We start from the raw sequence: 22,372 nt of genomic DNA, 5'->3' as shown, positions 1-22,372 counted from the left end.
CAAGAGGGGAGAGCGCATGACGCAAGGCGCAGTGAAAACAACGGGTAAACGTTCGCGCGTAGTAAGCGCGAAGAAAAAAGCGATTCTTAGCGCAGCACTGGACACTTTTTCACAATTCGGTTTTCACGGCACAAGGCTGGAGCAGATCGCAGAGTTGGCGGGTGTTTCAAAAACCAATCTGCTGTATTACTTTCCGTCAAAAGAGGCGCTGTATATTGCCGTGCTGCGGCAGATTCTCGATATCTGGCTGGCACCGTTAAAAGCGTTTCGAGAAGATTTCGCCCCGCTGGCGGCGATCAAAGAGTACATCCGTCTGAAGCTGGAAGTCTCACGCGATTATCCGCAGGCTTCGCGCCTGTTCTGTATGGAGATGCTGGCAGGCGCGCCGCTGTTAATGGATGAACTGACGGGCGATTTGAAGGCATTAATTGATGAGAAATCGGCGCTGATTGCCGGTTGGGTCAAAAGCGGCAAACTCGCGCCGATTGATCCGCAGCATTTGATTTTTATGATTTGGGCTTCCACTCAACATTACGCCGATTTCGCCCCTCAGGTGGAGGCGGTGACAGGCGCGACGTTGCGCGATGAGGTATTTTTCAATCAAACGGTTGAAAACGTGCAGCGGATTATTATTGAGGGGATTCGACCACGTTAAAGATGCCGGAGGAGGTTGTAACATCCTCCGGCTACCTGTTTAACCTATAGTCATTAAGCTGGCGTTACCGCCAGCGGCAGCGGTATTCACACTCAGCGAACGCTCGATATACAGCCGTTCCAGAAGGATATTGCTTTCGCCACGGGCAAAACCCTGCACCGAAACAATTGCGCCATCCCGCGCAGCAACGGCTTCACACAATGCGCGAAGCTGATCCGAATCACCGTGGAAGATCACCGCATCAAACGGTTGAGCGGTTATATTTTCCGCTTTCGCCAGTTGAATACGTTCGCTGACTGCCGATGGCAATGCCTTCACTAACTGACGATGCAGCGCGTCATCCGGCCACAGTACCTGGCTGCCCACCGCCAGCACGGCGGCGAGCTGAGTCAGCGCATCCTGCTCATCATCGGCAATACACAACACGCGCTCACGCGGCAGCAGCGTCCAGGTGTTGCGTTCACCCGTCGGCCCCGGCAGCAATCGTTGTGTTCCTGCCTGCGCCAGCTCGCCATATTGCGTACATAACGCCTGCAATTCTGGACGATTTGCTGCCCATTCCCGCAGTGCATTTAGCGGCTGAGTCAATGCGGCTTTCAACTGCGCATAGACCGGATACTCTGCATCCTGACGCGCGAGCGTTACTGCCAGCGCACTTTCCGGGCGATTCGCCAGCAGACGGTAGAGATAGAGCGGACCGCCTGCTTTCGGCCCGGTACCGGACAACCCTTCGCCGCCGAACGGCTGCACACCAACCACTGCGCCCACCATATTACGGTTAACATACAGGTTACCAACATGGGCCGAGCCAGTGACCTGGGCGATAGTTTCATCAATACGCGTATGGACGCCAAGCGTCAGACCATAACCGGAAGCGTTAATCTGCTCGATCAGCTCTGGTAGCTGGTTACGGTTGTAACGCACCACATGCAGCACCGGACCAAAGACCTCTTTTTGCAATTCGGCAAAGTCATCCAGTTCGATCAGCGTCGGGGCGACAAAGGTGCCGCTTTGCCATTCACGGGCATCTTCACTGTTTTCCCGCACCGCCTGGAACACCGGACGGCCTTTGCTACGCATGGTCTGAATATGGCGCTCAATATTGACTTTCGCTTCGCTATCAATCACCGGACCGATATCGGTGGTCAGGCGACCCGGATTACCCATCCGGCATTCGGCCATTGCGCCGCGCAGCATTTTCAACGTGTGGTCGGCAATCTCATCTTGCAGGCACAGCACGCGCAGCGCCGAACAACGCTGACCCGCACTGTCGAACGCCGAGGCCAGCACATCTATTACTACTTGTTCGGTCAGTGCTGAAGAATCGACAATCATCGCGTTCATGCCGCCGGTTTCAGCGATGAGCGGAATAGGGCGACCCTGAGCGTCCAGGCGGCTGGCGATATTGCGCTGCAGTAACGTAGCGACTTCGGTTGAACCGGTAAACATCACCCCGCGTACGCGATCATCACCCGTCAGTTGCGCGCCCACGGTTTCCCCCTGACCTGGCAGCAACTGCACCACGCCTGGCGGTACACCCGCTTCCAGCAAAATGGCGATCCCTTGCGCGGCAATCAGCGGCGTTTGTTCTGCCGGTTTTGCCAGCACGCTGTTACCTGCCGCCAGTGCGGCAGCAATCTGCCCGGTGAAAATAGCCAGCGGGAAGTTCCACGGACTGATACACACCACAGGCCCTAATGGACGGTGGGTTTCGTTAGCGAAATCATCCCGCACCTGTCCGGCATAGTAGTGGAGAAAATCGACCGCTTCGCGCACTTCGGCAATGGCGTTACTGAAGGTTTTTCCGGCTTCACGCACCAGAATACCAATCAGTTGCTGCATCTGGCTTTCCATTAGCACGGCAGCGCGATGCAAAATCGCCGCGCGTTCAACCGGAGGAGTGGCAAACCAGATTGGCGCGTTATTAACCGCACTTTCCAGCGCCTGTTCTACCTCACGCGGCGTGGCTTCACGCACAAAGCCCACAATATCTTTCGGTTCCGCAGGGTTAATAACGGGCGACATCTCACCTGCCGCTACCGGTTGTTCCAGCATTGGCAAGGCCTGCCATTTTTGCAGTGCACTATTGAGCAGGGCAGAAGAGAGCGAGGCCAGCCGGTGTTCGTTAGCGAGATCCAGCCCTGCCGAGTTGTCGCGCCCGTGACCGTAAAGATCGCGCGGCAGGGGAATTTTCGGATGCGGTAATCCAGTTTGCCCTTCCTGTTGCGCCAGTTTTTCTACAGCAGTGACCGGATCGGCGACCAGTTCATCCAGTGGCAAAGAGGTGTCGGCAATACGGTTAACAAACGAGGTGTTAGCACCGTTTTCCAGCAGGCGACGCACCAGATACGCCAACAGCGTTTCATGGGTACCGACCGGAGCATAAATACGACACGGACGGTTAAGTTTGCCGTCGGCAACTTTCCCGGTGACCTGCTCATACAGTGGCTCGCCCATACCATGCAGGCACTGGAACTCGTACTGACCCGGATAGTAGTTCTGACCTGCCAGTTGATAAATCGCTGCCAGCGTATGGGCGTTGTGCGTCGCGAACTGCGGGTAGATTAGATTCGGCACCGCCAGCAGCTTTTTCGCACAGGCGAGATATGAAACGTCGGTATACACCTTGCGGGTATAAACCGGATAGCCTTCAAGGCCGTCCATCTGCGCACGCTTGATTTCACTATCCCAGTACGCGCCTTTCACCAGGCGAATCATCAGACGGCGACGGCTGCGGGTGGCGAGATCAATCAGGTAATCAATCACCAGTGGGCAGCGTTTTTGATAAGCCTGAATAACAAAACCGATACCGTTCCAGCCTGCCAGCTCAGGCTCGAAACAGAGTTTTTCCAGCAGATCGAGGGAGATCTCCAGACGATCGGCCTCTTCGGCGTCAATGTTGATACCAATATCGTACTGACGCGCCAGCAGGGTGAGTGATTTCAGACGTGGGTAAAGCTCTTCCATTACCCGGTCATACTGGGCGCGGCTGTAACGCGGATGCAGCGCCGACAGCTTGATTGAAATGCCCGGACCTTCATAGATGCCACGACCATTGGACGCTTTACCAATGGCGTGAATCGCCTGCTGATAGGAAACCATATACGCTTGTGCATCTGCGGCAGTCAGTGCAGCTTCGCCAAGCATATCGTAAGAGTAACGGAAACCTTTCTCTTCCAGCTTGCGGGCATTGGCTAACGCTTCCGCGATGGTTTCGCCAGTGACGAACTGCTCGCCCATCAGGCGCATCGCCATATCCACACCTTTGCGGATCAGCGGTTCACCGCTTTTACCGATAATGCGGTTCAGCGAGCGGGAGAGGCTGGCTTCGTTATGGGTGGAAACCAGTTTGCCAGTAAACAGCAGCCCCCAGGTGGCGGCATTAACAAACAGTGACGGGCTACGACCAATGTGTGACTGCCAGTTACCGTTGCTGATTTTGTCGCGAATTAACGCATCACGGGTGGCTTTGTCGGGAATACGCAACAACGCTTCCGCCAGACACATCAGCGCCACGCCTTCCTGCGATGACAACGAAAACTCCTGCAATAACCCCTGAACCATACCTGCGCGACCACTGGCGTTTTTTTGATTACGCAGTTTATCGGCCAGTTGATACGCCAGTTTGTGCGCCTGTTCAGCAACTGGCTGCGGCAGGCGGGCTTGTTCCAGCAGCATAGAAACCGCTTCGGTTTCCGGGCGGCGATAGGCCGCTGTGATCGCGGCGCGGGAAACCGACTGGGGCAAAATTTGCTCGGCAAAGTCGAGGAATGGTTGGTGTGGTTCCTCTGCCGGAGTCGGTGCTTCATCGCTCTCATTGGCAGCGCCAGAAAGCAGCGCAGGTAGCTCCGGCAGAGTATCGCTGTTTTCCAGTTGTTCGAGATAAGAAAAAATCGCCTGCTTAATTAACCAGTGTGGCGTGCGATCGATACGTGTCGCGGCAGACTTAATACGCTCACGCGTCGCGTCGTCCAGCTTAACCCCCATGGTGGTGGTTCCCATGCCATTACTCCTGTTGTTCTGAAAGGTGCAACTTAACGTTATCGTGAAATATCCATGATGTTGCAACTTTGTGCAACCATGTTAAATGTGACATGCGTAGCAAGCTTAAAAATGAATGAAATGTTAATAAAAGAAATCGATATGACAGGGATTAAAAAAATAACTCAGACTTTTTCTCTGCGGCAGTTAACATTTTTGAAAGGTGCAACCGCAAAAAATGTGAGAGAGTGCAACCTGATGAAAAATAGTGTCGCTGAGCACTAAAATTTAATGTAAATGGTGTGTTAAATCGATTGTGAATAACCAGCGCTTCCGGCAGGATACGGTCGCCCTGGTAAAACATAAACTCTGTTACCCCGTTCCGGTGGCAGATATAACGGCAAGTTTCGACATTGCCGATAATAATTTTTTGGAGACTTTAGATGGCTATTAGCACACCGATGTTGGTGACATTTTGTGTCTATATCTTTGGCATGATATTGATTGGGTTTATCGCCTGGCGATCAACGAAAAACTTTGACGACTATATTCTGGGCGGTCGTAGCCTTGGGCCATTCGTGACGGCATTATCGGCGGGTGCGTCGGATATGAGCGGCTGGCTGTTAATGGGGTTGCCGGGCGCGGTTTTTCTTTCCGGGATTTCCGAAAGTTGGATCGCCATTGGCCTGACATTAGGCGCGTGGATCAACTGGAAGCTGGTGGCGGGGCGGTTGCGTGTGCATACCGAATACAACAATAACGCCTTAACATTGCCGGATTATTTCACCGGGCGCTTTGAAGATAAAAGCCGCATTTTGCGCATTATCTCCGCGCTGGTGATTTTGCTGTTCTTCACCATTTATTGCGCTTCGGGCATTGTGGCAGGCGCGCGTCTGTTTGAAAGTACCTTTGGCATGAGCTACGAAACGGCTCTGTGGGCGGGAGCTGCGGCGACGATCCTTTACACCTTTATTGGCGGTTTCCTCGCGGTGAGCTGGACTGACACTGTACAGGCCAGCCTGATGATTTTTGCCCTGATCCTGACGCCGGTTATCGTCATTATCAGTGTCGGTGGCTTTGGTGACTCGCTGGAAGTGATCAAACAAAAGAGCATCGAAAACGTTGATATGCTCAAAGGGCTGAACTTTGTCGCCATTATCTCACTGATGGGGTGGGGGCTGGGTTACTTCGGGCAACCGCACATCCTGGCGCGTTTTATGGCGGCAGACTCTCACCACAGCATTGTCCATGCGCGTCGTATCAGTATGACCTGGATGATCCTCTGCCTGGCAGGGGCGGTAGCTGTCGGCTTCTTTGGTATTGCTTACTTTAATGAGCACCCGGCGGTAGCAGGTGCGGTAAACCAGAATGCTGAGCGCGTGTTTATCGAACTGGCGCAAATTCTGTTTAACCCGTGGATTGCCGGGATTCTGCTGTCGGCAATTCTGGCGGCGGTAATGTCAACCTTAAGTTGCCAGCTGCTGGTGTGCTCCAGTGCGATTACCGAAGATTTATACAAAGCGTTTCTGCGTAAACATGCCAGCCAGAAAGAGCTGGTGTGGGTAGGTCGTGTGATGGTGCTGGTGGTGGCGCTGGTGGCCATTGCGCTGGCGGCAAACCCGGAAAACCGTGTGCTGGGGCTAGTGAGCTATGCGTGGGCAGGCTTTGGCGCGGCGTTTGGTCCGGTGGTGCTGTTCTCGGTGATGTGGTCACGCATGACGCGCAACGGTGCGCTGGCGGGGATGATCATCGGGGCGCTGACGGTTATCGTCTGGAAACAGTTCGGCTGGCTGGGACTGTACGAAATTATTCCGGGCTTTATCTTCAGCAGTATTGGGATTGTAGTGTTTAGTTTGCTGGGTAAAGCGCCGTCAGCGGCGATGCAAAAACGCTTTGCCGAGGCCGATGCGCACTATCATTCGGCTCCGCCGTCACGGTTGCAGGAAAGCTAAGGGACTTAGCCTGCGGCGGTTTTGTTTGGCTTCAGCAGCGGGTTGCGCTCCCTTAATGTGCCTCGCCATATAAATTGAATGGTGCAGGGAGCGCGCAGGGGGCGGCCAATCGCCGCCGCCCCCTGCTGTCCCGGCCTTCGGGGAACGCTTGAGCGATTTTGACGCCACCAACACCCGAGCTGTTATTATGTTCCGGGCAAAAAGTTAGATTTGATAATCGCGGATGGACGAAATTGCTTGATACACCCGCTTATCAGTTTTACATGGAAGCTCTGATGCATTGAGTCTGGACAGTTTTGTCGGCTGGATACGGCGTTTACGCGGCATCCGGCAAGAACACATGGCTCGTTGTAAACAATCCCATCTTTGTACCTGGAATAATCGTTTATATCCCCTGGCATTACCTCTCTTTGTTTACATTTCAACATCATTTTATAAACATTCCGCTTGTATTTTTCTTTACCGTAATGATAATCGCTATCACTGCGATTTACTTTTCTTTGCATAGATTGACTCAGAAAAACGTTTAAGGGTGGGTGGCATGTTTGTTCCGTTTCTCATTATGTTGCGCGAAGGACTTGAAGCCGCGCTGATTGTCAGTTTGATTGCCAGCTATCTTAAGCGTACCCAGCGAGGCCGATGGATTGGTGTGATGTGGATTGGCGTGTTGCTTGCCGCTGCGTTGTGCCTGGGCTTGGGTATCTTCATTAACGAAACCACCGGCGAATTTCCGCAAAAAGAACAGGAACTGTTTGAAGGTATCGTGGCGGTGATCGCCGTGGTGATCCTTACCTGGATGGTTTTCTGGATGCGCAAAGTGTCGCGCAACGTCAAAGTGCAACTGGAACAGGCAGTCGATAGCGCATTGCAGCGTGGAAATCATCATGGCTGGGCGCTGGTGATGATGGTCTTTTTTGCCGTTGCAAGGGAAGGGCTGGAGTCGGTCTTTTTCCTGCTGGCGGCATTTCAACAAGATGTCGGGATCTGGCCGCCGCTGGGTGCAATGCTCGGTCTTGCTACTGCCGTGGTGCTAGGCTTCCTGCTCTACTGGGGCGGTATTCGCCTCAATCTTGGTGCATTTTTTAAATGGACCAGCCTGTTTATTCTCTTCGTCGCCGCAGGGCTGGCAGCTGGTGCCATTCGCGCATTTCATGAAGCCGGATTGTGGAACCACTTTCAGGAAATCGCCTTCGATATGAGTGCGGTGCTCTCAACTCACTCGCTGTTTGGCACGCTGATGGAAGGGATTTTTGGCTATCAGGAAGCGCCGAGCGTCAGCGAAGTCGCCGTCTGGTTTATTTATCTCATCCCGGCGCTGGTGGCATTTGCTCTGCCACCACGCGCAGGGGCGACAGCGTCTCGCTCCGCGTAACAAATACGACGCAAACTCTTGCTTAGTTACAACATACTTTAAAGGGATAGTCTCGTTATGACCATTAACTTCCGCCGTAACGCATTGCAGTTGAGCGTGGCTGCGCTGTTTTCTTCTGCTTTTATGGCTAACGCCGCTGATGTGCCGCAGGTCAAAGTGACCGTGACGGATAAGCAGTGCGAACCGATGACCATTACGGTTAACGCCGGGAAAACACAGTTCATTATTCAGAACCACAGCCAGAAGGCGCTGGAGTGGGAGATCCTCAAAGGCGTGATGGTGGTGGAAGAGCGGGAAAATATCGCCCCTGGCTTTAGCCAGAAAATGACGGCGAATTTACAGCCTGGCGAATACGATATGACCTGCGGTCTGCTGACTAACCCGAAAGGGAAGTTGATCGTCAAAGGTGAGGCAACGGCGGATGCGGCGCAAAGTGATGCGCTGTTAAGTCTTGGTGGTGCAATTACTGCATATAAAGCGTATGTCATGGCGGAAACCACGCAGCTGGTGACCGACACCAAAGCCTTTACCGACGCGATTAAAGCAGGCGATATCGAAAAAGCGAAAGCACTGTATGCACCGACGCGCCAGCACTATGAGCGTATTGAACCGATTGCTGAACTGTTCTCCGATCTGGATGGCAGCATTGACGCCCGTGAAGATGATTACGAGCAAAAAGCCGCCGACCCAAAATTCACTGGTTTCCACCGTCTGGAAAAAGCATTGTTTGGCGACAACACCACCAAAGGGATGGATCAGTACGCTGAGCAGCTTTATACCGATGTGGTCGATTTGCAAAAACGCATCAGTGAACTGGCTTTCCCACCTTCAAAAGTGGTCGGCGGCGCAGCCGGACTGATTGAGGAAGTGGCAGCCAGCAAAATTAGCGGTGAAGAAGATCGCTACAGCCACACCGATCTGTGGGATTTCCAGGCTAACGTTGAAGGCTCGCAGAAAATTGTCGATTTGCTGCGTCCACAACTGCAAAAAGCCAACCCGGAACTGCTGGCAAAAGTCGATGCCAACTTTAAAAAGGTCGATACCATTCTGGCGAAATACCGTACTAAAGACGGTTTTGAAACCTACGACAAATTGACCGATGCCGACCGGAATGCACTGAAAGGACCGATTACTGCGCTGGCGGAAGATCTGGCGCAACTTCGCGGTGTGCTGGGACTGGATTAAGCGTTATGCAGTATAAAGATGAAAACGGCGTGAATGAACCGTCACGCCGACGTTTACTGAAAGTGATAGGTGCACTGGCGCTGGCGGGAAGTTGTCCGGTCGCTCATGCACAAAAAACGCAAAGTGCGCCGGGTACGCTTTCACCGGATGCTCGCAATGAGAAACAGCCGTTTTATGGTGAGCATCAGGCAGGGATCCTGACGCCACAACAGGCCGCAATGATGCTGGTGGCGTTTGATGTGCTTGCCAGCGATAAAGCCGATCTTGAGCGGTTGTTTCGCTTGTTGACTCAGCGTTTTGCTTTTCTGACTCAGGGCGGAGCAGCACCAGAAACGCCAAATCCGCGCCTGCCACCACTCGATTCCGGCATTCTTGGCGGCTACATTGCGCCCGATAATCTCACCATCACGTTATCGGTGGGTCACTCATTGTTTGATGAGCGCTTTGGCCTTGCGCCACAGATGCCAAAAAAGCTGCAGAAGATGACGCGTTTCCCCAACGACTCGCTGGATGCGGCGTTATGTCATGGTGATGTGTTGCTACAGATTTGCGCCAACACCCAGGACACGGTTATCCATGCGCTGCGCGATATCATCAAACACACGCCGGATTTGCTCAGTGTGCGCTGGAAGCGGGAAGGGTTTATTTCCGATCACGCGGCGCGTAGTAAAGGCAAAGAGACGCCGATTAATTTGCTGGGTTTCAAAGACGGCACTGCCAATCCCGATAGCCAGAATGATAAGTTGATGCAAAAAGTGGTGTGGGTAACGGCAGATCAGCAGGAGCCTGCGTGGACAATCGGTGGCAGCTATCAGGCAGTACGCTTGATTCAGTTTCGAGTGGAATTTTGGGACAGAACGCCGCTGAAAGAACAGCAGACGATTTTTGGCCGTGATAAGCAAACCGGTGCGCCGCTGGGAATGCAGCATGAGCATGATGTGCCTGATTACGCCAGCGACCCGGAAGGGAAGGTGATCGCGCTGGACAGCCATATCCGGCTGGCGAATCCCCGCACGGCGGAGAGTGAGTCCAGCCTGATGCTGCGTCGTGGCTACAGTTATTCACTGGGCGTCACCAACTCCGGGCAACTGGATATGGGGTTGCTGTTTGTCTGCTACCAACACGATCTGGAAAAAGGCTTCCTGACAGTACAAAAAAGGCTCAATGGCGAAGCGCTGGAGGAATACGTTAAACCTATCGGCGGCGGTTATTTTTTTGCGCTGCCGGGGGTGAAGGACGCGAACGATTATTTCGGAAGCGCGTTATTGCGGGTTTAATGTTTTTAGGCGGATAAGGCATTTGTGCGCAGATGCCTGATGCGACGCTTGCGCGTCTTATCATGCCTACAATCAGTGCGGGTTTGGTAGGCTGGATAAGGCGTTCACGCCGCATCCGGCGATCGTGCACTGATGCCTGATGCAAATCCTGCTGAAAGCACACAGCTTTTTTCATCACTGTCATCACTCTGTCATCTTTCCAGTAGAAACTAATGTCACTGAAATGGTGTTTTATAGTTAAATATAAGTAAAGATATTGTTGCAATAAATGCGAGATCTGTTGTACTTATTAAGTAGCAGCGGAAGTTCCCGGCAGTGATAGTCAGTCACTATGGAGATCGCGGATGGTAACGTCCTGTACTGGACATGTTTTAGATAATCAACGCGCCACCACTCGCGGAGTTTTCTCCTCCGGTAGTCATCTCGTCACTTTGCATTTTCAACCTCATCCTTTCTTTTCATGTGTTACCGACGCCGTAAACGGTGCGCGTAGCCGTTTTTCGGCATTTTATCCAAAAGCAAACTATGGCTTACAAGGAAGCCAACCCTCTGATGTTCGTGCGCATAATCGCGCTGCCAACGGCGCGTGTGATGAATACAAACAACTCAAGGTGCTCTCCATGGGAAGACAAAAAGCAGTGATCAAAGCTCGTCGCGAGGCAAAACGTGTGCTGAGACGGGATTCGCGCAGCCATAAGCAGCGTGAAGAAGAATCGGTCACCTCGCTTGTGCAGATGGGCGGCGTAGAAGCCATTGGTATGGCCCGCGACAGTCGCGATACTTCGCCCATCCTCGCGCGAAATGAAGCGCAATTGCACTATCTGAAGGCTATTGAGAGTAAGCAGCTGATATTCGCCACGGGCGAAGCCGGGTGCGGAAAAACCTGGATCAGCGCAGCAAAAGCGGCAGAGGCCCTGATACATAAGGATGTCGACAGGATTATCGTCACCCGTCCAGTTCTGCAAGCCGATGAAGATCTTGGCTTCTTACCTGGAGATATCGCAGAAAAGTTTGCTCCCTATTTTCGCCCGGTCTACGACGTGCTGGTCCGGCGCTTAGGGGCTTCCTTTATGCAGTACTGCCTGCGACCGGAAATAGGGAAGGTGGAAATTGCGCCGTTCGCCTATATGCGTGGACGTACCTTTGAAAATGCAGTCGTCATTCTTGACGAGGCGCAGAATGTGACTGCCGCGCAAATGAAAATGTTTTTAACCCGCCTCGGGGAGAACGTGACGGTTATCGTCAACGGTGATATCACGCAATGCGATTTGCCTCGCGGCGTGTGCTCCGGATTAAGTGACGCGCTGGAACGTTTCGAAGAAGATGAAATGGTTGGGATCGTCCGGTTCGGTAAAGAGGACTGCGTACGTTCGGCACTTTGCCAACGTACGCTGCATGCCTACAGTTAAGTGTGTTATCGGTGCAGAGCCCGGGCGAACCGGGCTTTGTTTTGGGTGTTTATGCCCGGACTAGCGCTTTTTCTGAAACAACCATTTTTATTTGCCCCTGGCTGGTGAAGTGTACGCTCATCCTGTGGCTTTTTTGTAGTTGCTGATAGAGCTCATCAGGTATTGCTAAGCTCTCTGCATATTCTTGCGGCGTATATTGGTAGGCTGCATGATGCTGCTGTTTTTGAAAACGCAGCTTATTGTACAGCGCCCAGACAATTAACACGACGGCATTCGCCACTGCCAGCAAAAAATAGAACTGAAGTCGGCTTCTGGCCTCGCTTTGCCAGTAATAACCCGTCAGCAGATCCATGGCGAATAAGAATATTAACAACGCAAATAATGTCCACAAGATGGTTGTGGCAACATAATCAACCAGTAAACGTACTGGTGATTGTCGGGTCGTAATAATTAAATTGTTCATATTAACCTCTCAGAATCCCGCGATCGGGACTTACCCAACGGGCGCGTTGCTTTTTAGGCATCAACATGACTCGTGTAAATGATACCAATGTCGTTGCCAGGCTCAGCATCCAGAAAATAACCGGGAACCAAATAATCCAGAAAAGCGATGAAGTCAGATTATGCTCATAGCGATTCTCGATCATCAGGCTGACAATAAATTGCAGTAAACATAACGTACACAATAATATTCCGGCAGTATGTGTCGCAGCGATATGTGTCAATTCAATATTTAACGGTACACCGGCAAGTTGGACTGCGTAAATAATGAAACCGACCAGGCAGGTGAAGGCCCATATTGTCGTCAGGCAGTATTCAAAAAACAGCGGCCACATTCGAAAGTTTTCTTTGCGCCACAACCTTGTCATATTTTTGAGGAATACTTCTGCACCGCCCTGAGCCCAGCGCAGGCGCTGTTTCCACAGCCCTTTTAACGTTTCAGGCATTAATATCCAGCACAGTGCCCGTGGCTCGTAAAAAATCGTCCACTGATTCAACTGCAGCTTCCAGCTAATATCAATATCTTCGGTGATCATATCGTCACTCCAGTAACCCACTTCTGCCAGGGCGCTGCGACGAAATGCGGCAATAACACCGGAAACGGTAAATACGTTTCCATAGATACGCTGGGTTCGCTTGATCAAACCAATAATTGAGGAATACTCGCCAACCTGAATTTTACCCACCAGGGTAGAACGTGTTCGAATACGAGGATTACCGGTTACGGCACCCACACGCGGGTTGTACAACATCGGTTCCACAATATATGCCGCCGCATCGCGGTCTAATAACGCATCGCCATCAATGCACACCAGATATTCACTTTTCGCCGCGGCAGCTCCGGTTTTAAGCGCAATAGCTTTCCCCTGGTTTTGCGCCAGATGAATGACCCGCAAATGGGGAATTTGTGCAGCCATGCGATCCAGGATGGCACGGGTTTTATCTGTTGAACCGTCATTTACGGCAATAACTTCAATGTTCTCATAACGCTGTGCTAAAGCGGCGTGTATGGTTTCCTCAACGTTTTTCTCCTCATTAAAACAGGGAATGATAATGGAGATAGACGGATTATCTTTCAACTGGGGAGCTGGTGCGTTTTCTCCCCACGGCCAGTGGCGTTCACGATAGACCCAGAAATAGACGCCGCCAACAATCCACATAATGGACATAAAAAACGGCCAGAAGAAAACGAACCTCATCATCAGTTCACCAGAGTGAAAGTACGCTACGCATAGGGGTATGCATAACACCAGACATAATATAAAAAACGATACGATGCGATTAATCATTTTTCGGATACCAGGCTGTTGAAAACTCAGGACGAATAAGGTCTATTTCAGGTTGGTTATGCAGAAAATTGTCGGGATAATAACCATAGTTTTTCACTCCATTCAGTTGTAATAGGCTCATCCAGTGAGCGAGTTGTTGCGAAGAAATAGCCTGATGCTGACCATTTTTCTGCCAGTTTTGTGCCTGTAATTCTAAAATAGATTTGTCTTTAGCCTGAGGGATGTTTTTAATTTGATTGGTCAATTGTATTAACCATTGGTCAGCCGATTTTTCTGCGACACCTTCCAGATAAGGCATAGCCATAATAGCGGTCCAGTCATAGCTTTTTAGGAAATCAGCATAATTCTGTGCAAACCAGGCTTCACTTTCAGGTTGTATTACCGGAAGTGCAAAAATATTTCGTGCAGTTTTAATATGTGGACCGCGAATGGCTTTTACGCGCGCACTAAGTTCTAAAGTGAAGTCAGTTAACGCACGACTTTTAAAGCGGGCCCACTGTTTAAATTGCTCCGGGTTTTGTCGAATTTCGCTCAGACTCCCGCTAAAGCCTGCTTGCTGATAAGCCGTGATAGCCGGTGCACTGGCATCTTCATAATCTGAAAGCAAAGCATCATCGTGGAACAATATGCCATCAAAAGCAGCATGTCCGGCAAGATCTTCATATAACATGCCAACTTGTGCTCTGACTCTGTCATCGAAAGGAGAGAGACGGTGATATTGTTCAGGATGAATTTGTGCTTTTTTCTCCCCTGTTGGTAAGTATTTTACTCGCGTTAATGTGGGATCTAAATCCCAGCTTAATACCGGCATCCACGCATAGATGTTTACACCTGAGCGGGTACGTAATTGCCAGGCAACCCGACTAAAAATATCTGCTTTCATTGGTAGCAAACGATTTGGAAACCAGACCTCTTTGACCAGCCCATCACCATCGGGATCAGCAAATGCCTGCAAATACACGGTTGATATTTGCATATCTTTCACCCGCTGAATTAGCACATCAATATTGCGATCCATTTGCTGGAGGTTTTCGTCATAAACGTAATCAAGATCGATATGCATTATCCGTTGTGGTGATTTTTCCTGTACGGTAATAATTTGCTGGGCAAACTCTTTTAATGAGGGATTATTGGCGATTAATACCCGCGGAATGGAATCCAATTGCGACGCATTTGCCAAACCTGATTCAAGGGTGAAGAACATGTCATAACCGAGTTTTTTTAATTCCTCTATCGCTATGCCATTCGCTTCGCCATAAGGCCAAACAAAAACGTGTGGATTTACCTCAACCTTTGTACGCAGGTATTCCGTCATTTTTACAGCATCCAGACGAATTCTTTCCCGGTATTCTGCTGCGGTTTCATACCGTGCGTGGTCAGTAAAATATGCACGATTTACATATACAGGCAATAAGCTGCCGGTGGCATTAGCCTGAATACCGTAGTGAGAATTCCATGTATGAGAAGCGAGCTCAACGAGCCGGGAACGCGCAACTTCTCGCACTTGTTGCCACGTGGCAAAATATTCTCGATCGACCAACTCATCGCCAAATTTTACTTGTTTATCCGCTGGCGTATCGACCCAACTGCCGACGGGGGCCCATACAGCAGGCCACTGGAAGGCCTGAAGAATTGGGAAGACGCGGGTATAAAAACTCTGGTAGCCGTCATCAAAAGTCAGCACTACAGCTTTTTCCGGTAGCGGTTTTCCTCCTCGATGTGCTTCACGAATTTGAGCAATACTGACCGGTTGATAACCGTTCTCGCGCAGCCAGGCAAATTGTTCACGCAGTGCTGATGTCCGCACTGACATAAAACGCTGGTCGGCAGCTTCGTCTTCAACGTTATGCCATGAAATCGCTACAAAACCATTATGCGGCCACGGTTGCTCGGCGAGTAAAGATTCGCGATCCTGTGGCGGTATAAATGATGTTCTTGACTGGCTAATGCACGCGGTGAGCATAATTATACTCACCAGCATCAGGAGATATTTATTTCCATTACGTAACATATTTATCCTTAAAATCTGAATGTCATATCGAATTCAACGTATAAGTTGTGTTCTCTGTCACCGTCATAAGGTCGTTTTTCCCAGCGTAGCGTTGCGCCAGCATCAATCACGTCATTCCAACTAATGCGTTGCCCGTAGCCGAGTTGGGTGACGACATCCGTGCCATAATGTTTTTGCCAGGAGGCACCAACACCTGCGCTGAATATTTGCTCCCAGCTATTTTCATAGCTTCGCCATAACAAATGGCTTGCCTCAAATGCCGGAACAATATCGAACGTTTTTATAGGGTTGTAGTATGGGGTATCGTGTTCTGTATTTTGTTCGTAATACAGACTGGGTAGGAAATCGACAATCAAATATGGTGAAGACCAGATGCGTTCCTGACCCTCAAGTGAGACTTCATGACGCTGGTTACTGTCGGAAAAATCAGTGAAAGCCCAGGAGACACCGTACTTACGCCGCTCATTTTGATACCAGCGAACATAAGCCTGAGCACTGTTGCCTGTAACACCATTTTTCATTGCCCGTAATGGAACGCGGTGAGAGAGGCGTTCCAGTTGCGAACCAATACGCCAGTTATCATTAAAATCATACCAGCCAGACAGGCGCGCGCCGGGTTTATGCTCATGATTGAAAACGCGTTCAGCGTACTCTGCCTCGAGCCAGATATTACGTGACCGCCACTCAACACCCGCAAGCCAGTCGCGAACAATCCCTTTTCCTTCGCTAAATTGTCCATCGGCATAACCGAATCCAGCAAAACCGCGCCAGTTATCCTTCAGCGGTGGTGAATAAACGATGGTGGTTAAGTCGACATCATGTTTACCACTATCCGGGCCTTCGGCATCAATTCCTGTTGAGCCAGCGATACGAAGCTCTGCAAGATTATGTACATCAACCGCACGTTTTAATCGTACAACGCCGGGATCTTGCGGTTCACGTTCGACAACATCGTGCGTTAAGACAGCTGCCTGCTGCCATTCTTGTAACGTTAATGCTGTCCAGGCTTGTTCAACCTCCAGATTAATATTACGTGGCTCGATCACTTCTGCTTTTTTTAATTCATTTTCTGCTGCACGAGGCCAACCGCGGGCTTGTAACACACTCGCGTAATCAATGCGCAGTCCCTGATTTCCTGGTGCGTTATAAGCAAGCTCTCTGGCTGTCATTTCAGCCTGAGGAAGATCATTACTATATTTTGCTACGGTTGAGAGAAACGAATGCCCCTGTAACCAGGTATCATTCGGGATGCTCGTAGGCGTGCCCATTAACCGAAGGAAAGGCGGCGAAGTATTAATGGTATGTTGGGTGACAGTTAGCGCGCCCGGATAATTTTCACTCTCCAGGTGGCTGTAAAAGAGATCCGCAAGTTCTTCATCGGATAAATCCGGGGCAATGGTCTCCTTGTGATAAAAGAGCTCGGTCATTATTGACTGTGCTTTTTTCGGCTGATGATCTTTGAGATAAGCCGATGCAACCCAATATTGCCCCCAGGGCGGAATAATTTGCCCCGTCTTTTTTAATCGCTGATAGTGAGAAATAACGTCTTTATAACGATCGCGAGTTAATAACGCGCCAAGATGATCAACCTGAATACGCTGGTACTGGGCAGTGCGGTCTGGGTTATCGTGCCACAGAATTTCTAATGCAGCGTATTGGGCGAGGGCGCGATCGGCAATGGCATAACGTTCACTTTCACTGCGCGTAGGCATAAACGACAGTCTGACCAGTTCGGCATGAATATCAGCGCGAATATCTGGCGTTAAATTGGCATCGTCAATCGCGGCAGCAAGTTGATTATTACGTAATGCCTGCACGTATTCTGTGGGATATTGTTGCGTAGATGCATTTTCAGGTAATGACTCTGTCATCGCCCGTAATTCATCCTGATGACGCCCCGCCAGTTTATAGATATAGGCTTCTGCGAGTAAATTGGCTTTGTCCGGTGCTCCAGAGTTAAGCTGCTTAAGTTTAACCAGCGCAGTATCATAGTGACCAGCATCTGCCAGGGTTAAAATTTGTCCCCGTTGATAATCCTTATTTTGCGGCTCCAGAGAGAGCGCCTTTTGCCACAGTGTAAGCGAGTTTTGCCATTGTTGCAGGTTACGATAAGCGACGGCGACAGCTGCATAACCACGCGCTGGTAATTGCTGATGACGGTAGCGGTTGTAAACGGTAATAACCTGTTTATCTTGCCCGGCCCATAAGGCAATCTGTAACCAGTCAGCAATTTGGTTATTGTTGAGTGCTGATTTTAGTGCAAACCATGACAAAGCTGGCTGAGTATTACCCTTGCGAGCTTCAATAATCAATGCATCATAGGCGTTATTAACAGCACTCTTCGCCGCGGGACTCGCTGCTAAAAATGCGGCAGTAAGAAGTTTCAAAGCCCATTTGGTTTTCGGGCACCTTTTTCTGCTACTTGAATACATCCTGTATTACTCCATGTATTGCCAAAATCTCTCTCTGTATCTAATTACAGGTAACTGAAAAGAAAGATATTTTTGCACCTCATAATCCGTTATTAAACGCGGAAGAGAGACGTGAATTGTTGATGATGAGAAGAAGAAATGATGAGCAGAGTGTCCATATAAAATCCTTTTCTCGCCCGAAAATCCATTCCAATGATGAGGATCTTCAGGAATACGGCATAAATCCCAATGCCTTTTTCAAAATAAATTAGGATTAAAATAATTAAATCAGTAAATTCCGATGCATGATTTCGGATTTTTCGAAAGTCCTGATGAAAGGCTGCGCTACGGCACTCACGGATTTAATTGTTATTCCTAATGTATCTATGAATTAATGTTTTATAAGGATTTTCTATAACCATTTATAAGTATTTTCAAGCCTGGCTTGTTGCAAACAATGTATAAAGCACTTAGGCAATAATAATTACATTCAGCAACTATCATCATCGGTATTGTTTGTGGGCGGAATTTCATATTGACAACAGTACAGTTCTTATATCTATTAATAATAGAAAGGGATCTACAACCTACAGATTGGTGTAGCTTTATGGAAAAAGACTATTTGAGAATTAGTAGTACTGTATTAGTGAGCTTATTGTTTGGGCTTGCTTTGGTTTTGGTGAATAGTTGGTTTAATCAGCCAGGCGTTGAGGAAGTTGTTCCACGATCAACCTATCTGATGGTAATGATTGCTTTATTTTTTATCGATACTGTTGCATTTATTTTTATGCAGTTGTATTTCATTTATGACCGTAGGCAATTTTCAAACTGTGTACTTAGTTTGGCTTTTCTGAGTTGTTTGATTTACTTTGTTAAAACCGTCATTATCATTCAGCAAATTATTGAGGAGCGTTTGACAAGCAGTGTTGTCCAAAATGACATTGCAATCTATTATTTGTTTCGTCAGATGAGTTTGTGCATATTAATATTTCTGGCATTGGTGAATAAAGTTAGTGAAAACACAAAACAGCGCAATTTATTTTCCAAAAAAATGACTTTGTGCATAAGTTTGTTTTTTGTTTTTGGGGGGCCGATAGTTGCTCACATACTTTCTAGTCATTATGAGAGCTACAATTTACACATTGCCGAGTTAACCAATGAAAATGGTCAGGTGGTTTGGAAAGCCTCATATGTTACCATAATGATTTTCATGTGGTTAACCTTGCTTTCGGTTAATCTATACTTTAATGGTTTACGCTATGATATCTGGAATGGAGTGACGGTGATTGCTTTTTGTGCCGTACTGTACAATATCTCTCTGTTATTTATGAGCAGGTATAGCGTGTCCACTTGGTATATTAGTCGCACTATTGAAGTAGTCAGTAAGTTAACCGTTATGGTAATATTTATGTGCCATATATTCAGTGCGCTACGAGTAACAAAGAACATTGCACATCGCGATCCCTTAACCAATATATTTAACAGAAATTATTTTTTTAATGAACTGACAGTTCAATCAGCATCAGCCCAAAAAACGCCTTATTGCGTCATGATTATGGATATCGACCACTTCAAAAAAGTCAACGACACCTGGGGGCATCCGGTTGGCGATCAGGTGATAAAAACAGTGGTGAATATCATTGGGAAAAGCATACGACCAGATGACCTTTTAGCGCGCGTCGGCGGCGAAGAGTTTGGCGTCTTGCTGACGGACATCGATACTGAACGTGCGAAAGCTTTAGCGGAAAGGATTCGGGAAAATGTTGAGCGTTTAACTGGCGATAATCCTGAATACGCTATACCACAAAAAGTGACGATTAGTATTGGCGCTGTTGTGACTCAGGAAAATGCGTTAAACCCAAATGAGATCTATCGACTGGCTGATAACGCACTTTACGAGGCGAAAGAGACCGGGCGTAATAAGGTGGTTGTGAGGGATGTGGTGAATTTTTGTGAGTCACCATAAAGCGGCATTTTGATCCTACCCACGTAATATGGACACAGGCCTAAGCGAGGTTCTTGTTTTCAAATTGTTCCGGACTGAGGCCGCCACACCAACTGTGCCGCCGCCACCGATTGTAATCACATTCGATATAATTAAACACCGTTGCCCGCATTATTTCCCGGCTGATAAAGTGTTCTCCATGGATACATTCCACTTTCAGCGAATGAAAGAAGCTTTCCACGCAGGCATTATCGTAGCAGCAACCTTTTGCGCTCATACTTCCACGCAGATTATGCCGCTTCAGTTGCGCCTGATAATCTGCTGAACAGTACTGGCCTCCACGGTCCGTGTGAACGATAACGTTCCGGGGCCTCTTACGCCGCCACAGCGCCATCTGCAGGGCATCGCAGGCCAGTTGCGCCGTCATGCGTGGCGACATTGACCAGCCAATAACGGCACGTGACCACAGGTCAATGACCACTGCCAGATACAGCCAGCCTTCATCTGTACGTAAGTACGTGATGTCTCCTGCCCACTTCTGGTTCGGGCCACTGGCGTAAAAATCCTGCTCCAACAGATTTTCTGACACAGGCAGGCCGTGTGCGCGGTAGCTGACCGGGCTGAACTTCCGGGAGGCCTTTGCCCTCAGTCCCTGACGGCGCAGGCTTGCCGCCACGGTTTTTACGTTAAAGGGGTAACCCTGAGCACGCAGTTCATCCGTCAGGCGTGGGGCACCGTAACGCTGTTTTGACCGGGTAAAAGCCGCGAGGACAACGCTGTCGCAGTGTTGGCGGAACTGCTGACGCGTGCTTATCCTTGTCCGCCGCTGACACCACGTATACCAGCCGCTGCGGGCCACCCGGAGCACGCGGCACATTGCTTTGATGCTGAACTCAGCCTGATGTTTTTCAATAAAGACATACTTCATTTCAGGCGCTTCGCGAAGTATGTCGCGGCCTTTTGGAGGATAGCCAGCTCTTCATCCCGTTCTGCCAGCTGGCGTTTGAGACGTGCAATCTCGGTAGACATCTCCAGTTCACGTTCAGAAGACGTCTGCTGATTTTGCTGTTTACTGCGCCAGTTGTAGAGTTGTGATTCATACAGGCTGAGTTCACGGGCTGCGGCAGTAACACCGATGCGTTCAGCAAGCTTCAGGGCTTCACTGCGAAATTCAGGCGAATGCTGTTTACGGGGTTTTTTACTGGTTGATACTGTTTTTGTCATGTGAGTCACCTCTGACTGAGAGTTTACTCACTTAGCCGCGTGTCCACTATTGCTGTGTAAGATCAGTGCCTGGCACACGCGTTTGATGGAAGACGGCGTTCAGGCAATGCGCGATTATCTTGCCGGACTGGATATCGCTTCGCCAGAGCATCAGGTTCTGATGAACGTAACAGCAAAAAGCGAGGTCGCTCCGTCAATTATCAAAGAAAATCTCTCATTACACTTAACTCATACGGTGAAATGGACTGAATCTCTCGATACATTTCTGAATATGCCAACCCCGGTAGCTTTCCTTGAAATAAGTAATAAGCCCTATTTGGGGAATATGTTAAATGATTTTGCTGGCGTGGATCAGCAACGAGTTATGCATTGTCGTAAAGCATTTAGTGATGCGGTGATGCTGCCAACTTACTGATTTAGTGTATGATGGTGTTTTTGAGGTGCTCCAGTGGCTTCTGTTTCTATCAGCTGTCCCTCCTGTTCAGCTACTGACGGGGTGGTGCGTAACGGCAAAAGCACCGCCGGACATCAGCGCTATCTCTGCTCTCACTGCCGTAAAACATGGCAACTGCAGTTCACTTACACCGCTTCTCAACCCGGTACGCACCAGAAAATCATTGATATGGCCATGAATGGCGTTGGATGCCGGGCAACAGCCCGCATTATGGGCGTTGGCCTCAACACGATTTTACGTCACTTAAAAAACTCAGGCCGCAGTCGGTAACCTCGCGCATACAGCCGGGCAGTGACGTCATCGTCTGCGCGGAAATGGACGAACAGTGGGGCTATGTCGGGGCTAAATCGCGCCAGCGCTGGCTGTTTTACGCGTATGACAGGCTCCGGAAGACGGTTGTTGCGCACGTATTCGGTGAACGCACTATGGCGACGCTGGGGCGTCTTATGAGCCTGCTGTCACCCTTTGACGTGGTGATATGGATGACGGATGGCTGGCCGCTGTATGAATCCCGCCTGAAGGGAAAGCTGCACGTAATCAGCAAGCGATATACGCAGCGAATTGAGCGGCATAACCTGAATCTGAGGCAGCACCTGGCACGGCTGGGACGGAAGTCGCTGTCGTTCTCAAAATCGGTGGAGCTGCATGACAAAGTCATCGGGCATTATCTGAACATAAAACACTATCAATAAGTTGGAGTCATTAC

At 49.6% G+C, this 22,372-nt stretch carries 15 protein-coding genes and 1 pseudogene; 10 read left to right on the top strand and 6 right to left on the bottom strand.

Annotated elements, in window-relative coordinates; all coding sequences use genetic code 11:
* Positions 1-16: 16 nt before the first annotated feature.
* The gene (rutR, locus tag ACU8XX_RS15290) at positions 17-655 is read left to right on the top strand and encodes an HTH-type transcriptional regulator RutR (RefSeq protein WP_001301219.1); all 639 of its coding nucleotides are present in this window, start codon (positions 17-19) and stop codon (positions 653-655) included.
* 39 nt (positions 656-694) lie between these two features.
* Here the strand turns inward: rutR and putA are convergent, their stop codons facing one another.
* Positions 695-4,657, bottom strand: coding sequence for a trifunctional transcriptional regulator/proline dehydrogenase/L-glutamate gamma-semialdehyde dehydrogenase (putA, locus tag ACU8XX_RS15285; RefSeq protein ID WP_016242037.1), 3,963 nt, complete (start codon positions 4,655-4,657; stop codon positions 695-697).
* A 54-nt stretch (positions 4,658-4,711) separates the two neighbouring features.
* Between putA and ACU8XX_RS15280 the strand changes: the two genes are divergently transcribed.
* From ACU8XX_RS15280 to phoH, 6 genes are all read left to right on the top strand, one after another.
* A complete protein-coding gene (locus tag ACU8XX_RS15280; RefSeq protein ID WP_000979516.1) occupies positions 4,712-4,921 on the top strand; it encodes a hypothetical protein in 210 nt (69 codons plus the stop codon).
* Positions 4,922-5,079: 158 nt separating this feature from the next.
* Positions 5,080-6,588 carry a sodium/proline symporter PutP gene (putP, locus tag ACU8XX_RS15275; protein WP_001018489.1) on the top strand — a complete coding sequence of 503 codons (1,509 nt, stop codon included), beginning with the start codon at positions 5,080-5,082 and terminating at the stop codon, positions 6,586-6,588.
* A gap of 541 nt (positions 6,589-7,129) precedes the next feature.
* Positions 7,130-7,960: an iron uptake transporter permease EfeU gene (gene efeU, locus ACU8XX_RS15270; RefSeq protein ID WP_000497942.1), complete on the top strand. Its 831-nt coding sequence runs from the start codon at positions 7,130-7,132 to the stop codon at positions 7,958-7,960.
* A gap of 57 nt (positions 7,961-8,017) precedes the next feature.
* Positions 8,018-9,145 carry an iron uptake system protein EfeO gene (gene efeO, locus ACU8XX_RS15265; protein ID WP_000154398.1) on the top strand — a complete coding sequence of 376 codons (1,128 nt, stop codon included), beginning with the start codon at positions 8,018-8,020 and terminating at the stop codon, positions 9,143-9,145.
* Positions 9,146-9,150: 5 nt separating this feature from the next.
* Positions 9,151-10,422 (top strand): iron uptake transporter deferrochelatase/peroxidase subunit, encoded by a 1,272-nt coding sequence (efeB, locus tag ACU8XX_RS15260; RefSeq protein WP_001199471.1) that lies wholly within the window; start codon positions 9,151-9,153, stop codon positions 10,420-10,422.
* 620 nt (positions 10,423-11,042) lie between these two features.
* On the top strand, positions 11,043-11,831 hold the full coding sequence (gene phoH, locus ACU8XX_RS15255; RefSeq protein WP_000533522.1) for a phosphate starvation-inducible protein PhoH: 789 nt from the start codon (positions 11,043-11,045) through the stop codon (positions 11,829-11,831).
* A 49-nt stretch (positions 11,832-11,880) separates the two neighbouring features.
* On the opposite strand, the gene pgaD is transcribed toward phoH, so the two are convergent.
* Genes pgaD through pgaA form a run of 4 tightly spaced genes read right to left on the bottom strand, consistent with a single transcriptional unit; the run spans position 11,881 to position 18,064 of the window.
* Positions 11,881-12,294, bottom strand: coding sequence for a poly-beta-1,6-N-acetyl-D-glucosamine biosynthesis protein PgaD (pgaD, locus tag ACU8XX_RS15250; RefSeq protein ID WP_240765197.1), 414 nt, complete (start codon positions 12,292-12,294; stop codon positions 11,881-11,883).
* 1 nt (position 12,295) lies between these two features.
* Positions 12,296-13,621 (bottom strand): poly-beta-1,6-N-acetyl-D-glucosamine synthase, encoded by a 1,326-nt coding sequence (gene pgaC / locus ACU8XX_RS15245; protein WP_000610451.1) that lies wholly within the window; start codon positions 13,619-13,621, stop codon positions 12,296-12,298.
* Positions 13,614-15,632 carry a poly-beta-1,6-N-acetyl-D-glucosamine N-deacetylase PgaB gene (gene pgaB / locus ACU8XX_RS15240; RefSeq protein ID WP_000945561.1) on the bottom strand — a complete coding sequence of 673 codons (2,019 nt, stop codon included), beginning with the start codon at positions 15,630-15,632 and terminating at the stop codon, positions 13,614-13,616. The genes pgaC and pgaB overlap by 8 nt, the downstream gene beginning before the upstream one ends.
* Positions 15,633-15,640: 8 nt before the next feature.
* A complete protein-coding gene (gene pgaA / locus ACU8XX_RS15235) occupies positions 15,641-18,064 on the bottom strand; it encodes a poly-beta-1,6 N-acetyl-D-glucosamine export porin PgaA (protein WP_016242040.1) in 2,424 nt (807 codons plus the stop codon).
* 586 nt (positions 18,065-18,650) lie between these two features.
* Between pgaA and ACU8XX_RS15230 the strand changes: the two genes are divergently transcribed.
* A complete protein-coding gene (locus ACU8XX_RS15230) occupies positions 18,651-20,009 on the top strand; it encodes a GGDEF domain-containing protein (protein ID WP_000409883.1) in 1,359 nt (452 codons plus the stop codon).
* Positions 20,010-20,049: 40 nt separating this feature from the next.
* Here ACU8XX_RS15230 and ACU8XX_RS15225 read toward each other — a convergent pair.
* Positions 20,050-21,212, bottom strand: a protein-coding gene (locus ACU8XX_RS15225; protein ID WP_085947771.1) for an IS3-like element IS3 family transposase whose coding sequence is annotated in 2 segments (ribosomal slippage) — positions 20,050-20,951 and positions 20,951-21,212 — 1,164 coding nt in all. Because the reading frame shifts where the segments join, the coding sequence is not laid out codon by codon here.
* Positions 21,213-21,273: 61 nt separating this feature from the next.
* Between ACU8XX_RS15225 and ACU8XX_RS15220 the strand changes: the two are divergent.
* Together ACU8XX_RS15220 and ACU8XX_RS15215 are read left to right on the top strand one after the other, a co-directional pair.
* A pseudogene (locus tag ACU8XX_RS15220) lies at positions 21,274-21,627 on the top strand (ACP S-malonyltransferase); the annotation flags it as partial.
* A 33-nt stretch (positions 21,628-21,660) separates the two neighbouring features.
* A protein-coding gene (locus tag ACU8XX_RS15215) for an IS1-like element IS1A family transposase (protein ID WP_103215986.1) occupies positions 21,661-22,358 on the top strand; the annotation gives its coding sequence in 2 pieces (ribosomal slippage) (positions 21,661-21,910 and positions 21,910-22,358; 699 coding nt in all).
* Positions 22,359-22,372: the final 14 nt, after the last annotated feature.

It is taken from the genome of Escherichia sp. MAL-1 (assembly GCF_052948035.1).
The sequence above is the reverse complement of the archived record's forward strand: the minus strand, read 5'-3'. Positions and strand labels throughout refer to the sequence as shown.